At 65.1% G+C, this 14387-nt stretch carries 9 protein-coding genes; 5 read left to right on the forward strand and 4 right to left on the reverse strand.

Going from position 1 to position 14387, the window contains the following annotated elements; translation table 11 throughout:
• Nucleotides 1-10: 10 nt before the first annotated feature.
• Nucleotides 11-940: an AraC family transcriptional regulator gene (locus J3B00_RS22630; protein WP_209872236.1), complete on the reverse strand. Its 930-nt coding sequence runs from the start codon at nt 938-940 to the stop codon at nt 11-13.
• Between the two features lie 328 nt (nt 941-1268).
• Between J3B00_RS22630 and J3B00_RS22635 the strand changes: the two genes are divergently transcribed.
• The 4 genes from J3B00_RS22635 to J3B00_RS22650 all read left to right on the forward strand — a co-directional run bounded on the left by J3B00_RS22635 (nt 1269) and on the right by J3B00_RS22650 (nt 5197).
• Nucleotides 1269-2612: an MFS transporter gene (locus J3B00_RS22635; RefSeq protein ID WP_209872240.1), complete on the forward strand. Its 1344-nt coding sequence runs from the start codon at nt 1269-1271 to the stop codon at nt 2610-2612.
• Between the two features lie 116 nt (nt 2613-2728).
• Entirely contained in the window at nt 2729-3430 is a 702-nt protein-coding gene (locus J3B00_RS22640; RefSeq protein WP_209872243.1) for a fumarylacetoacetate hydrolase family protein, read from the forward strand.
• Between the two features lie 18 nt (nt 3431-3448).
• Nucleotides 3449-4213 (forward strand): SDR family oxidoreductase, encoded by a 765-nt coding sequence (locus J3B00_RS22645; RefSeq protein ID WP_209872246.1) that lies wholly within the window; start codon nt 3449-3451, stop codon nt 4211-4213.
• A 33-nt stretch (nt 4214-4246) separates the two neighbouring features.
• Nucleotides 4247-5197: a 2-hydroxyacid dehydrogenase gene (locus J3B00_RS22650; RefSeq protein WP_209872249.1), complete on the forward strand. Its 951-nt coding sequence runs from the start codon at nt 4247-4249 to the stop codon at nt 5195-5197.
• A 144-nt stretch (nt 5198-5341) separates the two neighbouring features.
• Here the strand turns inward: J3B00_RS22650 and nirD are convergent, their stop codons facing one another.
• The 3 genes from nirD to J3B00_RS22665 all read right to left on the reverse strand — a co-directional run bounded on the left by nirD (nt 5342) and on the right by J3B00_RS22665 (nt 12573).
• Nucleotides 5342-5704 (reverse strand): nitrite reductase small subunit NirD, encoded by a 363-nt coding sequence (gene nirD / locus J3B00_RS22655; protein ID WP_209872252.1) that lies wholly within the window; start codon nt 5702-5704, stop codon nt 5342-5344.
• Nucleotides 5704-8256, reverse strand: a complete 2553-nt coding sequence (gene nirB, locus J3B00_RS22660; RefSeq protein ID WP_209872255.1) for a nitrite reductase large subunit NirB — start codon at nt 8254-8256, stop codon at nt 5704-5706. Before nirB ends, nirD begins: the two co-directional genes overlap by 1 nt.
• A 288-nt stretch (nt 8257-8544) precedes the next feature.
• A complete protein-coding gene (locus J3B00_RS22665) occupies nt 8545-12573 on the reverse strand; it encodes a bifunctional nitrate reductase/sulfite reductase flavoprotein subunit alpha (protein ID WP_209872258.1) in 4029 nt (1342 codons plus the stop codon).
• Nucleotides 12574-12859: 286 nt separating this feature from the next.
• Between J3B00_RS22665 and map the strand changes: the two genes are divergently transcribed.
• Nucleotides 12860-13636: a type I methionyl aminopeptidase gene (gene map / locus J3B00_RS22670; RefSeq protein ID WP_209872261.1), complete on the forward strand. Its 777-nt coding sequence runs from the start codon at nt 12860-12862 to the stop codon at nt 13634-13636.
• Nucleotides 13637-14387: the final 751 nt, after the last annotated feature.

The following is a 14387-nucleotide window of genomic DNA, read 5'->3' on the forward strand; positions in this document are numbered from 1 at the left end:
TTCAGCCATCTTATAGCATCGCTGCCTGCGGCGTGTCCGGATCGCGCTGCTGGCGGCGAAACTGCCCCGGCGGGGCGCCGTGGATCTGGCGAAACCGGCGCGAAAAGTAGGCTTCGTCGGCAAAGCCGCACAGCCGCGCCACCTCCCCCACCGGCCGACTGCCATTGAGCAGGTAGTTGCGCGCGGCATGCATGCGCCGCTCCAGCACCAGTTCGCTGAAGCTCTTGCCCACTTCCTTGCGCAGCCAGTGGGTCAGGTAGGTCGGCGACAGGTAGGTGGCCGCGGCGACCTTTTGCAGGTTGAGGTCGGGGTCGTCGATGTGCCGGCGCAGGTAGTCGCTCATGCGCCCCAGTGCAGCGCGCCGGCTGATCTGCGCGGCGTTGCTTTCGGCCAGCTCGCGCAAGGGCTCGGCATACAGCCCGCAGACCCGGCCGATCAGTTGCAGGAGCAGCCCCTTGAGGATTTCCCGGGTGCCAAACCCGCGGTTGGCATCGAGCTCACGCATCTGCTCGAGGAGGCCGCTGATCTGCGCGAACTGGGCATCGTCCAGGCAAAAATCGAGGTGCTCCTGGAAGCGGAACGGCGACAGCTCCGGTGCCTGCAGGATCGACACTTCTTCCAGGTCCATCGGGTCGCAGGCCAGGTGCGGCAGGAGAAACGTCTGGGAGAAATTGATCACGAAAAAATCACTTTCGGGCGGGTGCGGGATGACATGCACCCGGTGCGGCAGGATGAACGCCAGGGTATTGCGGGCAAACGGCCGCTCGACGCTGCCGATGTGCTGCACCGTATCGCCGCCCAGGTTGATCTGGATCTGGAAGTATTCGTGGCGATGCGGCGCGGTCTCGGCGGGGCGGCCGCGCTGGTCGCGGATGTGGAAATCCATCAGCTCGCTGCGTTGCTGCATGACGTAGGTGGGGACTTCGCGCTTGGGCGGCATGGGTGTGGGCTCCTCGGTGTGCACGGCCGATTGTGAAGGTCGAGCTGTTCGGCGCGCAACAAGTTGTACGATGTCGAAAGTCCATATGTAACACCGTCCTACAAAAACACGCTACCTGAGCAATACACCAAAACAGCTCTAAACCGCGTGTTTCAGCAGAATTATCGGACAAAACCCAGTGCCAGGATTTTTTTGGACACTGCAGCCCTACCCCCCTCCACGTACAAAAAACGGTCTAAAAGCGCCGTTGCTTTTCAACAGTCGTACGACCACCTTAATAGGCAGGACTGCAGCCCAACCTCCCAACAACAATAAACGAGGTCGACTCATGTCGAGCACGCCCACCACCCGTTCCGCGTCGGGGGCCTTGGCCCTGGACGCTGCCCCAACGCAACGCCTGCCGACCCGCCGACGCTGGTTCATGCTGTCGCTGCTGCTGATTGCGACCATCATCAACTATGTCGACCGGGTCAATATCTCCATCGCCGCACCGTTCATGGCCAAGGACCTTGGCCTGGACAAGGTCGAGATGGGCCTGATCTTTTCGGCATTTGCCTGGACCTACGCGCTGGCCCTGGTGCCTGCTGGCTTCGTCGCCGACCGCTTTGGCTCGCGACTGACCTACGGCGTGTCGCTGATCAGCTGGTCGGCAGTCACCGTGGCGCAAGGCCTGGCAACCGGCTTCGCATCGCTGTTCGGCCTGCGCCTGGCGGTCGGCGCCATGGAGGCTCCAGCCTTCCCGGCCAACAGCCGCGCGGTCACGGTGTGGTTCCCCGCCCGCGAACGCGGCCTGGCCAGCAGCATCTATGTCTGCGGTCAGTACCTGGGCACTGCGCTGTTCACCGGCGCCCTGCTGTGGCTGGCGACCACCTACGACTGGCGCCACGTGTTCTACAGCACCGGCATCGTCGGCATCGTGTTCGGCGTGGTGTGGCTGTTCCTGTACCGCGACCCGTTGAACTGCAAGAAGGTCAGCAAGGAAGAACTGGCCTACATCGAAGACGGCGGCGGCTTGGTCAAGAGCAGCCAGCAACGCACCCGTTTCGACTGGCGGCAGATCGCCGAGCTGTTCCGCTATCGGCAGGTCTGGGCGATCTGCCTGGGCAAATTCGCCAGCACCTCGGCGCTGTACTTCTTCCTGACCTGGTTCCCGACCTACCTGATCGAAGAGCGTCAACTGACCTTGATCAAGGTGGGCATCTTTGCCGTGATGCCGTTCATTGGCGCCACGATCGGCATCCTTCTGGCGGGGATCGTTTCCGACCTGCTGATCCGCCGCGGCTACTCGCTGTCGTTTGCCCGCAAGCTGCCGCTGGTGGTGGGTTCGATGCTCGGCATGTCGATCGTGCTGGTCAACTTCACCGACTCCAATGTGCTCTGCATTGCCGTGCTGACCTTGGCCTTCTTCGCCCAGGGCATCGCTTCGTCATCGTGGGCAGCGGTCTCGGAAGTCGCGCCCAAGGAGCTGATCGGCCTGACCGGGGGCGTTACCAGCCTGGCCGCAAACATCGGCGGCATCGTCACGCCGATCGTCATCGGCACCATCGTGCAGGCCACCGGCTCGTTTGCCATGGCGTTCTGGTTCATTGGTGGGGTGGCGTTGATGGGCACCCTGTCGTACTCGCTGTTGCTCGGCAAGCTGTACCGAATTGAGCTGAAGACTGCTGCGTAAGGCCGATTGTCCTTGGCGGTACAGGCACCGATTTGTCCAAGCCCTTGCCGGTTTCATCCAACTTTGCCAGCGCAGCGCTCGCTACGCTGGCCACTCCCGAACGGAGGACACACCCCATGACGTACCTGTTCACCCCCCCGGCCACCATCAGCCTGCCGATCCACGGTAGCGACAGCCGTTTTCCTGTCGGCCGGGTGTTCTGCCTGGGCCGCAATTACCCGTGGCCAGCGGCCGCCGGGCCGGCGCCGAGCGAGCCGGTGTTTTTCATGAAACCGGCAAGCAACGTGGTCGCTGCCGACGGCGAGCTGCCCTTCCCGCCGCGCACTGAAGAGTTCTGCCATGAGATTGAACTGGTCGTGGCCATCGGCACCGGCGGCGTCGATATCGACCCACGCCACGCCCTCGAGCATGTCTACGGCTACGCCGCCGGCCTCGACCTGACCCTGCGCGACCGTCAGCGCCAGGCCAAGCAGGAGGGGCTGCCGTGGGAAGGCGCCAAGGTCTTCGACGCCTCCGCGCCGATGACCGCCATCGTCCCGGCGGCCGGCCTCGGCTGGCCACTCGACGCCGAGTTGTGGCTGCAGGTCAACGGCGAGGAGCGCCAGCGCGCGCACATCGCTGACCAGACCTGGCCGCTGGCCGAGGTGATCAGCCGCCTGTCACAGCAACTGGCGCTGCAACCCGGCGACCTGATCATGACCGGCAGCCCGCCCGGTGTGGCCCCGCTGAACCCGGGTGATGTGATCACCGCCGGCATCGATGGCATTGGCCAATTACAGATGCGCGTTGGCCCGCGGGCCATTCGTCAAGCCGCCTGACTTTTTCTGGAGCACAGCATGACCCAAGCCAAACACAATAAAGTCGCCCTGGTCACCGGCGCTGGCAGCGGTATCGGCCGCGCCGTGGCGCTGGCCCTGCTTGAGGACGGCTTCAGCCTGGTCCTTGCCGGGCGCCGCGCCGAACCGCTGCAACTGCTCGTCGAGCAGGCCCAGGCCGCCGGTGGCCAAGCGCTGGCCGTGCCTACCGATGTGCGCGACGAAAACAGCGTCGCGCAACTGTTCGCCACCATCGAGGAGGTGCATGGCCGCCTCGACCTGATCTTCAACAACGCCGGGGTCAACGCCCCCGCCGTGCCGATCGACGAACTGCCGCTGGAGAACTGGCGCAACGTCATCGCCACCAATGTCGACGGCGTGTTTCTCTGCGCCCGCGCCGCCTTCGGCCTGATGCGCCGCCAGCAGCCGCAGGGCGGGCGGATCATCAACAACGGCTCGATCTCGGCGCACACCCCGCGCCCGTTCACCGCGCCGTACACCGCCAGCAAGCACGCGGTGCTCGGCCTGACCAAAGCGCTGGCCCTGGACGGTCGCCCGTACAGCATCGTCTGCAGCCAGATCGACATTGGCAACGCCCTGACCGAGCTGTCTGAACGGATGACCCGCGGCGTGCGCCAGGCCAATGGCGAGATCGCCGCCGAACCCATGCTCGACGTCCGCCATGTGGCCGATGCCGTGCGCTATATCGCCGCCCTGCCGCTGGACGCCAATGTTCTCAACATGACCGTGATGGCCAGCAACATGCCCTTCGTCGGTCGCGGCTGAGCCGCCTCGCCTTGCGCACAACTGGAGTGACAGATGAAACCTGAAGTCCTGCAACTGAGCCCGATCCTCATCCCGCAAATCCGCGAACAGCTGGAGCAGCTGTTCACTGTGCACCGCTACTACGAGCAGGCCGACAAAGAGGCCTTCATTGCCGAGCATGGCAGCAAGTTCCGTGGGGTGATTACCGGTGGCCACACCGGCATCAGCCAGGCGCTGATGGCCAGCCTGCCAAATGTGCAAGTGATTGCGGTGAATGGCGTCGGCACCGATGCGATTGACCTGGCCTACGCCCGTGATCGGGGTATCCAGGTGACTGCCACCATTGGCGCGCTGACCGAAGACGTAGCTGATCTGGCGATTGGCTTGTTGATCAGTGTTTGCCGTGGCCTGTGTACCGGCGACCGTTTCGTGCGCAGCGGCCTGTGGGCGACCAGCGCCACGCCGCTAGCGCCACTGCCATTGGCCCGGCAAGTGTCGGGGATGCGCATCGGCATCGTCGGCATGGGCCGGGTGGGGCGTGCCGTCGCCCAGCGCGCGGCGGCCTTTGGTTGCCCGATCCGCTACACCGACTTGCAGGCGCTGGATGTGCCGTATGGCTTTGAGGCCGACCTGGAGCAACTGGCGCGCGACAGCGATGCGCTGATTCTGGCGGCTGCGGCTGACAAAGGGGAGGCGCTGGTCAATCGGCGGATTCTGCAGGCGCTGGGTCGTGAGGGGTATCTGATCAATATCGCACGCGGCAAGCTGGTGGATGAGCCGGCATTGCTTGCCGCGCTGCAGGCGGGTGAGATTGCCGGGGCGGCGCTGGATGTGTTTGCCGACGAGCCGCGTGTGCCGGAGGCGTTGTTCGAGCGTGACGAGGTGGTGCTGCAGCCGCACCGCGCGAGTGCCACGGTGCAGACGCGTACGCGCATGGGCCAGATGGTGGTGGCTAGCCTGGTGGATGTGTTTGCCGGGCGTACGCCGCAGGGGTTGGTGCTTTAAAGCGGCCGGGCTGGCCTCTTCGCGGGTCAAGCCCGCTCCTACAGGATTTGCGTGGAACCCTGTAGGCGGGCTTGACCCGCGAACACCGGCAGAGCCGGTGCCATACACTACGGCATGGGCCTGTGGTTTGACGGCCCATCGCCATCAGGCAAACGCCACCTCCACAGCCTCCCCTTGCAACCGCACCGGCCACACCCGTAGCGCCTGTTGCGGATCTTCCAGGCAGCGCCCGCTGGCCAGGCTGAAATGCTGCTTGTACAGCGGCGCGGCCACCGTCAGCTCTCCTCCCAGACTCCCCACCAGCCCACGGCCGATGATGTTCGCGCCGGAGCGTGGGTCACGGTTGTCGACGGCATACACCGCCTGCGCCTGGTCAGGCAGGTAGAACAGCGCGACCTGCTCGCCCTCCAGCCAGACCACCACGCCAGAATCAGCGACCAGGTCACCTACGTGGCAAACCGTCTGCCAATGGGGTTGTTGCGCAACAGCAGCAGTGGACAGGTTCATCAGACAGCCTCCTCGACAGTGGGGATCAGGTGCAGCGGTGCAGCGGGACGGCGCTGTTCACGTTCGCGCACGAAGTGCACGTCTGGGTCGGCGCGCCGGTCGTTGACGAAGGTACGGAAGCGCTTGAGCTTCTCGGGATCGTTGAGGGCGTTGGCCCATTCACATTCATACTGGTCGACCACATGCTGCATCTGCGCTTCCAGTTCGGCAGCAATCTGCAGGCTGTCATCGAGGATCACCGCCTTGAGGTAATCCAGGCCGCCTTCCAGGCTCTCGCGCCAGACCGAGGTGCGCTGCAGCTTGTCGGCCGTGCGGATGTAGAACATCAGCACGCGGTCGATGAGGCGCACCAGTTGCTCGTCATCAAGGTCGGTGGCAAACAGCTCGGCATGGCGTGGGCGCATGCCGCCGTTGCCACACACATAGAGGTTCCAGCCCTTGTCGGTGGCAATCACGCCGATGTCCTTGCTTTGCGCTTCGGCACATTCGCGGGTGCAGCCGGACACGGCGAACTTGAGCTTGTGCGGCGAGCGCAGGCCCTTGTAGCGGTCTTCCAGGCGCAGGGCCATGGCCACGCTGTCCTGCACGCCGTAGCGGCACCAGGTACTGCCGACACACGACTTCACCGTACGGGTCGACTTGCCGTAGGCATGGCCGGTCTCGAAGCCGGCCTCGATCAGCTCGCCCCAGATCAGCGGCAGCTCGTGCAGCTGGGCGCCAAACAGGTCGATGCGCTGGCCGCCGGTGATCTTGGTGTAGAGGTCGTACTTCTTTGCCACCTGGCCGATCACGATGAGCTTGTCCGGGGTGATCTCGCCACCCGGAATCCGCGGCACCACCGAGTAGGTGCCGTTTTTCTGCATGTTGGCCATGAAGGTGTCGTTGGTGTCCTGCAGCGGTACCAGCGCAGCGTCCATGATCGGCTGGTTCCAGCACGAGGCGAGAATCGAGCCCACCGCCGGCTTGCAGATGTCGCAGCCGACATGGCCTTGGCCATGGCGTTCGAGCAGGTCGTTGAAGGTTCGGATGCCCTCAACCCGGACCAGGCCGTAGAGCTCCTGGCGGGTGTAGCTGAAGTGTTCACAGAGGCTCTTGTCGACCGTCACTCCACGTGCGGTCAGCTCATGTTCGAAGACTTGCTTGAGCAGCGCCGCGCAACCGCCACAACCGCTGGCGGCCTTGGTGCAGCGCTTGACCGCGGCGAGGTCGCCGCAGCCACTGTCGATGGCGGCGCAGACTGCGCCCTTGCTGACGTTGTGGCACGAGCAGATGGTTGCAGTGTCTGGCAGGGCATCAGCGCCCAAGGCCGGGGCACCGCCGCCTTGCGGCAGGATCAACGCGGCGGGATCGGCCGGCAGGGCGATGCCGTTCTGGCAGTACTGCAGCAAGGTGTCGTAGTAGCTGTTGTCGCCGACCAGCACCGCGCCGAGCACGTGCTTGCCACTGGCATCCACCACCAGCCGGCGGTAGGCGGCGTTGGCTTCGTCGATGAAGCGGTAGCTGCGTGAACCCGGGGTGGCACCATGGGCGTCGCCGATCGAGCCGACATCGACGCCGAGCAGCTTGAGCTTGGTCGACATGTCGGCGCCGGTGAACGGGCTGGCCGCTTCGCCGAGCAAGAGCGCGGCGAGGTTACGCGCCATGCTGTAACCCGGCGCAACCAGGCCGAACACGCTGCCGTTCCACGAGGCGCATTCGCCGATGGCGAAGATCTGCGCATCGCTGGTGCGGCAGTCGTTATCGATCACTACACCGCCGCGCTGGGCGATCTCCAGGCCGCAGGCGCGACCCAGGGCATCTTGCGGACGGATACCGGCAGAGAACACGATCAGGTCGGTTTCCAGGCTCTCGCCGCCGTCGAAGTTCATCCGGTAGCGGTAGTGCTCACCGGCGCTGATCGACTGGGTGGCGCGGGACAGGTGCACGCCCACGCCAAGCGCTTCGATCTGGGCCTTGAGCGCCGCGCCACCTTCGCCGTCGAGCTGTACCGGCATCAGGCGTGGGGCGAATTCGACCACGTGCGCTTCCAGGCCCAGCGACTTCAGGGCGTTGGCCGCCTCCAGCCCGAGCAGGCCGCCGCCGACCACCACGCCACGGCGCGCATCGCTGGCGGCGGCACGGATCGCGTCGAGGTCGTCGAGGGTGCGGTAGACCAGCCGGGCGGTGCCACTGGAGCCTTCGATGGGCGGTACGAACGGGTAGGAGCCGGTGGCCAGGACCAATTGGTCGTAGCCATAGCGGCCTTCGGCTGTGACCACTTCGCAGCTTGCGCGGTCGATCTCCAGCACCGCCTCACCCAGATGCAGGTGAACGCCATGGCGATCGTAGAAACCGCCTTCGCACATAGCCAGGGTTTCCGCACAGCTGCCAGCGAAGTACTCCGACAGGTGCACCCGGTCATAGGCGCGCTGGCGCTCTTCGCCGAACACCCGTACCTCGAAGCGCGCCAGGGCGCCGCGCTCGACCAGTTGTTCGACGCAGTGGTGGCCGACCATGCCGTTGCCGACAATGACCAGTCGCTCTCGTTGTCCGCCGTTCGCTGTTGCCTTCATAGTCGATCCTCGATCACGGTTGGCGGGGTTAGCCGCCGCCAAGACAAAAAAAAACGCCTGGAGCTCAAAGCTCCAGGCGCCTTTGCCTGTTCTCATCAGTGTGTGGCCCCTTGCTGATCGCCGTTGATCAATGGGGCATGTTGTAACTCTGTAAAAGCAGGGACTGTGCCAACGATGGCGGAGCGGTGAATTTCGTTGGTTTAGCGGGGCTCTTGGTCGGTCAAGCAGCCTCGATACTGGAAAATTCGCACAGCCAAGGTGCACCGCTCCCCATCCTGGGGCACTCACTCAATACACGTCGCGCAGGTAGCGTTTGTCTCGGCTCAAGCCGTCGACATAGGCATCTGCCGCCGCCGTACTCATGCCGCCCTGCTCAGCCACCAGCTGGCGCAGCGCGGCGTCGACATCCTTGGCCATGCGCTGGGCATCGCCACAGATGTACAGGTGCGCGCCGTTTTGCAACCAGCGCCAGACGTCTGCGCCCTGCGCCAGCAACCGCTGCTGCACGTAGATCTTCTGCGCCTGATCGCGGGAAAACGCCGTGTCCAGGCGCAGGTGCCCGCTGGCTTGCCAGGCCAGCAGCTGCTCGCGGTAATAGAAGTCGCAGGCGTGGTGCTGCTCGCCAAAGAACAACCAGTTCGGCCCACTCGCACGCTGTACCTCGCGCTCTTCGAGAAACGCCCGAAACGGCGCAATGCCCGTGCCGGGGCCGATCATGATGATCGGCACGTGCGGGTCTTGCGGCAGGCGAAAGTGCTTCGAGACCTGGGGGAAGATCGCCACCTTCAGCGCCGCAGCGCGGTCGGCGAGAAACGCCGAGCAGACACCCTTGCGCTGGCCATGGCGCACCGTGGAAACGGTCAGGTGGACTTGGCCGGGATGCGCAACAGGGCTGGAACTGATCGAGTACAGCCGCGGCTGCAACGGTTTGAGCAGGTCGAGCCAGGTTGCCAAGGGCAACTGTTGGGGGAATTCACGCAGGACATCAGCCAACTGCCGCCCCCACAGCCAGTCACTCAACTCGGCCTTGTGCTCAGGCTGGAGCAAGCGCCGCAAGTCCTCGGCAGTGTCGCTGAAGACCTGCAGTTGCCCAGGCGTAACCCGGGCAATCTCCAGGTGCTGCTCCAGCGCGGTCGCCAGCGCCATCGGCGGCTGGCCTTTGAGCTCGACCTGCGTCTGGCCGTCGATGCCGATCAGCGCCAGCACTTCCTCGACCAGTTCAGGGCAATTACGCGGCCACACGCCGAGGGCGTCACCGGCCTGGTAGCTGAAGTTGCTGCCGCTCAGGTCGAACACCAGCTGGCGGGTCTCCTTGCTGGCACCGGGACCATTCAGCAGGTTGTTTTCGAGCAGCGTCGCCTGCCATGGCTGGGCTTTGCTGTAGGTTGCGACTGGCGCGGGCTCAGCGACAACGGGTGGTTGTACGGCAGTGCCCAGCTCAGGCAGCAGCGCCTCGAGCCAGGCACTGAAGGCCTCGTCGAAGTCTGGCTCGCAATCAACCCGCGCCAGCAAGCGGCGCCCACCCAATTCGGCCAGGCGTTCATCTAGCTTGCGGCCAAACCCACAGAACTCACCGTAGCTGGAGTCGCCCAGGGCCAATACCGCATAGGGCAACTCGGCACACTGGCCGGCCTGTTCGGCGTGCAGCGCCTGCCAGAAGGCCGCACCACTGTCTGGTGCCTCGCCGTCACCGAAGGTACTGGCGATCAGCACTACGCTGGCAGCGCCTTGCAACTGGCTGGGGCTGATGGCCTCCATGCAACTGAGCTCGACGGCCAGCCCAGCCTCGCGCAAGCGCTGCGCGCATTTGTCGGCCAAGGCTTCGCCGTTACCGGTCTGCGAGGCCCACAACACGCGATGACGCGGGGCCTCGGCCACGCGTTCAGGCGCTGTCGCGGGTGCGGCGAACAGGCCTGCCAGCAGGCCATCGACGAACAAGCGGCGGCTCGCTGACAACGGCGCATTGGCCGGCAGGCTCGGCACGCCATCGGCGCGGGCCTGACCCAGGCCGAGGACGAAGCCCTGCAAGTAATGACGTTCGTCCTCGGCCAGGACTGGCACAGGCAGGTGGTCCAGACCGAGCAGGCGAGACAGGGCGGCAATCGGCATGCTGGAAGGCTCCGCAGGGGTAACAGTGGTCAGGTCGAGGGCTTCGATACGCTCGCCGCCGACCCGCTCAAGGGCCACGGCGCAGTGCTTGAAAGCCGGTTGCAGTGAAATGGGGTCGACCGCATCGCAGGTGAGCGCATTGATCGCCAGTTGCTCGCCGTAGAGGTCGTTCCAGTGGAACGGCGCAAAGCAACCGCCGGCCAGCACCCGGTCGCTGATGCGCGCCGGCAGCACGGCCTGGCCACGCCGCGAGCGGATCGCCACCTGGTCCTTGTCGGCAATACCCAGGCGCCGTGCATCGTCGGGGTTGATCTCGACGAAGGGGCCGGGCTCGAGCTTGTTCAGGCTGGCGACCTTGCCGGTCTTGGTCAGGGTGTGCCACTGGTGCTGCACGCGGCCGGTGTTGAGCACCCAGGGATAGTCGTCGTCGGGCAGTTCGGGCGCCGGCAGCCAGGGCCGGGCGAAGAAGCGCGCCTTGCCGCTGGGTGTGGGGAACGCCAGGGCTGGCGGGGTGCCGTCGGCGTCCAGCAAAAGTGTCTGGCTTCTGCCGTCATTGATGTAGCGCAGGGGGCTGCGATCGGCTTCACGACCAGGCGCGCAGGGCCATTGCCGGGGCTGGCGACGCAGCTCGGCGTAGCTGATACCGCGCAGGTCGTAGCCGGTTGCCGGGTTGTGGAAACGGCGGATCTCGTCGTAGACCGCCTCGGCGTCGGCATAGTCGAAGGCCTCGGCATAGCCCATGGCGCAGGCGATGCGGGCGATCAGGCGCCAGTCTTCCTGGCTTTCGCCGGGCGCCTCGACAGCGCGCGGCATCAGGGTCAGGTTGCGCTCGCTGTTGATCATCACGCCCTCCCCTTCGGCCCACAGCGCGGCGGGCAGGAGGATATCGGCGTAGCGGTTGGTTTCGGTGTCGAGGAAGGCATCCTGGCTGATCACCAGCTGCGCCTGGCGCAGGCCGTCGATCACCTGCTGGCGGTTGGCGACGCTGGCCACAGGGTTGCTGCAGATGATCCAGCAGGCCTTGACCTCACCACTGCGCAACTGCTCGAACAGGGCCACCGTGCCCTCGCCGCCTTCGGCACGCAGGCTGCCGGCGGGCAACTGCCACTGCGCCTCGACAAAGGCCCGGTCGGCGTCGACCAGGGCCGAACGCTGGCCCGGCAGGCCCGGGCCCATGTAGCCCATTTCGCGGCCGCCCATGGCATTGGGCTGGCCAGTCAGCGAGAACGGGCCGCTGCCCGCACGGCAGATGGCGCCGGTGGCCAGGTGCAGGTTGCACAGCGCGTTGCTGTGCCAGGTGCCATGCACACTCTGGTTGAGGCCCATGGTCCAGCAGCTCATCCAGTTGCGCGCCGTGCCGATCAACGCGGCGGCCTGGTGAATGTCGGCTTCGCTCAGGCCGGTCAGGGCGGCAACGCGCTCGGGGCGGTAATCTTCGAGAAACGTCGGCAGGTCGCTCCAGCCTTCGGTGTGGCGGGCGATGAACGCGGCGTCGGTCTGGCCCTGTTGGTGCAGCAGGTACAGCAGGCCGTTGAGCAGGGCCAGGTCGCTGCCGGGGCGCAGTTGCAGGAACAGGTCGGCCTTGTCGGCGGTGGCACTGCGCCGTGGGTCGACGACAATCAGCTTGGCCCCGGCCTTGACCCGGTCCAGCAGGCGCAGGAAGAGGATCGGATGGCAGTCGGCCATGTTTGCGCCGATCACCAGAAACACGTCGGCGTGCTCGAAGTCCTGGTAGCTGCCAGGCGGGCCGTCGGCGCCCAGCGACAGCTTGTAGCCACTGCCGGCACTGGCCATGCACAGACGCGAATTGGACTCGATGTGCCGGGTGCGGATAAAACCCTTGGCCAGCTTGTTGGCGAGGTACTGGGCCTCCAGCGACATCTGCCCGGAGACGTACAGCGCCACGGCGTCCGGGCCGTGCGCGTCGATGATCGCGCGCAGGCGCGTGGCGGTCTGTTCAATAGCGCTATCGAGGCTGCTGCGCACCGGCTCCTGGGCACGCTGCCCGCGCACGTAGGCGTTGGCCATGCGTCCGGCGGCGGTCAGCGGCTGGTGCGCCGTCAGGCCTTTGGTGCAGAGCCGGCCGAAGTTGGCCGGGTGCTGCTTGTCGCCGGCGATCTTTTTCACCTGGCCGTCTTGCACCGCCATGACGATGCCGCACCCTACCCCGCAATAGGGGCATACGCTGCGTACTTCGCTGCTGGCCATCGGCTTCTCCTGGCAAAACGCAAAAGGCGCCGGTTGCCCTTGGCTTGCGCAAGCAAGCAGGGCAACACGGCGCCTTTGTCGTGAACTGTATGGGGCCGTCGACGTTGACGACCCGGATGCTGATTACTCAGCAAAACTCGGGCCAGCGCCCCAAAGCCTGTAGATGCGGGCTGCGACGCAGGTTGAATTGCACCGACATGGTGAGCTGCGCACCAACCGGTGGCACCGTCAGGCGCTGCGGGGATAAGCTGTAAATGCCTATTCAACCGAGATGTGCACAGCCCCAATGTCTCAAGTGATTCTCAAGACCCCCGAGCAACTTGCGCTGATGCGCCGCGCCGGCCAGTTGCTGGCGCAGGTGTTCGCCGAGCTCGACAGCTTCATCCGCCCCGGCGTGACCACGATGCAGATCAACGACCACGCCGAAGCGTTCATCGTCCAGACTTTGCGGGCGCGGCCGGCGAGCAAGGGCCAATACGGCTTCCCCTACTCGCTCAACACCTCGGTCGACCAAGTCGTCTGTCATGGCATTCCCAAGGCCGACGAGGTGCTCAAGGACGGCTCGATCATCAACGTCGACATCACCCTGGAGCAGGGTGGCTATATTGCCGACTCGTCGAAGATGTACCGCATCGGGGCGATCAGCGAAGACGCCCAGCGTTTGGTCGACACCACCTACGAAGCGCTGTGGAAAGGCATTGCCCAGGTCCGCCCGGGCGCGACCTTGGGCGATATCGGTCATGCTATCCAGCGCCATGCCGAGGCTGCGGGCTACAGCGTGGTGCGTGAGTATTGCGGCCATGGCATTGGCCAGCAGATGCATGAAGGGCCGGAGGTACTGCACTTTGGCGAGCGCGGGCTGGGCATGAAGCTCAAGCCGGGGATGGTCTTTACCATCGAACCGATGATCAACCAGGGTCGGCGTGGCACGCGCACGCTCAAGGATGGCTGGACGGTGATTACCCGCGATGGCGGCTTGTCGGCGCAGTGGGAGCACACCGTGGCGGTGACGGCCGATGGCGTCGAGGTGCTGACCTTGCGCGAGGAAGAGCGCGCACGCTAGGTAGATTTTTGGTTCTTGATGGATTGGCGGGGGCTAGGGGTCTGGGTCTTGTGGGGTGGGGGCTTATCCATTTCATGTGGTGGAGCTGCTGGCCCCTTCCGCCCTTACGGCGGGTCACTTTTTGGCAAACGCCCGGTGTGCCGGCCCAGCCAAAAAATAACCAAAAAGGTCTTGGCTCCGTCATCCGGCCCTTCGCTGCGCTACGGGTTCCCTCGCTCCGGTCTTGCTCCGGGAGGACCGCGCTGTACGGCCCATCCTGGGCCTCAGCGCTTTCCGGCCATCCATGGCCTCCACCTCCCTACGCAAGACCTCCACTCGGCCTCCTGAAGTCGCTGTAGATCAAGAGCAAGATCAAGATCAACAGCCAGGGCAACGGCTGGCGAATCGCTGCGCTCTCGCTTTGTTTATTTACCAGCGGATTTGTGGTGTGGCTGGCAGGGCTGCGCCCTGCGATTTGCACTGCCAGTACCGGCCTCTTCGCGGGACAAGTCGGATCGCCGCACCGCCGCCCCTACAGGGATTGCGCAGATTTTGAATTCGGCGCAGTACCAGCCTCTTCGCGGGGCAAGCCGGATCGCCGCACTGTCGCCCCACAGGATGGGCGCCGATTTTGAATTCGGCGCGATACCTGTAGGAGCGGGCTTGTCCCGCGAAGAGGCCCGAATATCCACCACCGATGCCACTACCAAAAACAACGCCAGCCCAGACGCCGCCCGTAACTTCGCGACTTCAGGAGGCCGAGCGCAGGTAT

It is taken from the genome of Pseudomonas sp. BP8 (assembly GCF_017875955.1).
In the GTDB taxonomy this organism is placed as follows: Bacteria; Pseudomonadota; Gammaproteobacteria; order Pseudomonadales; family Pseudomonadaceae; genus Aquipseudomonas.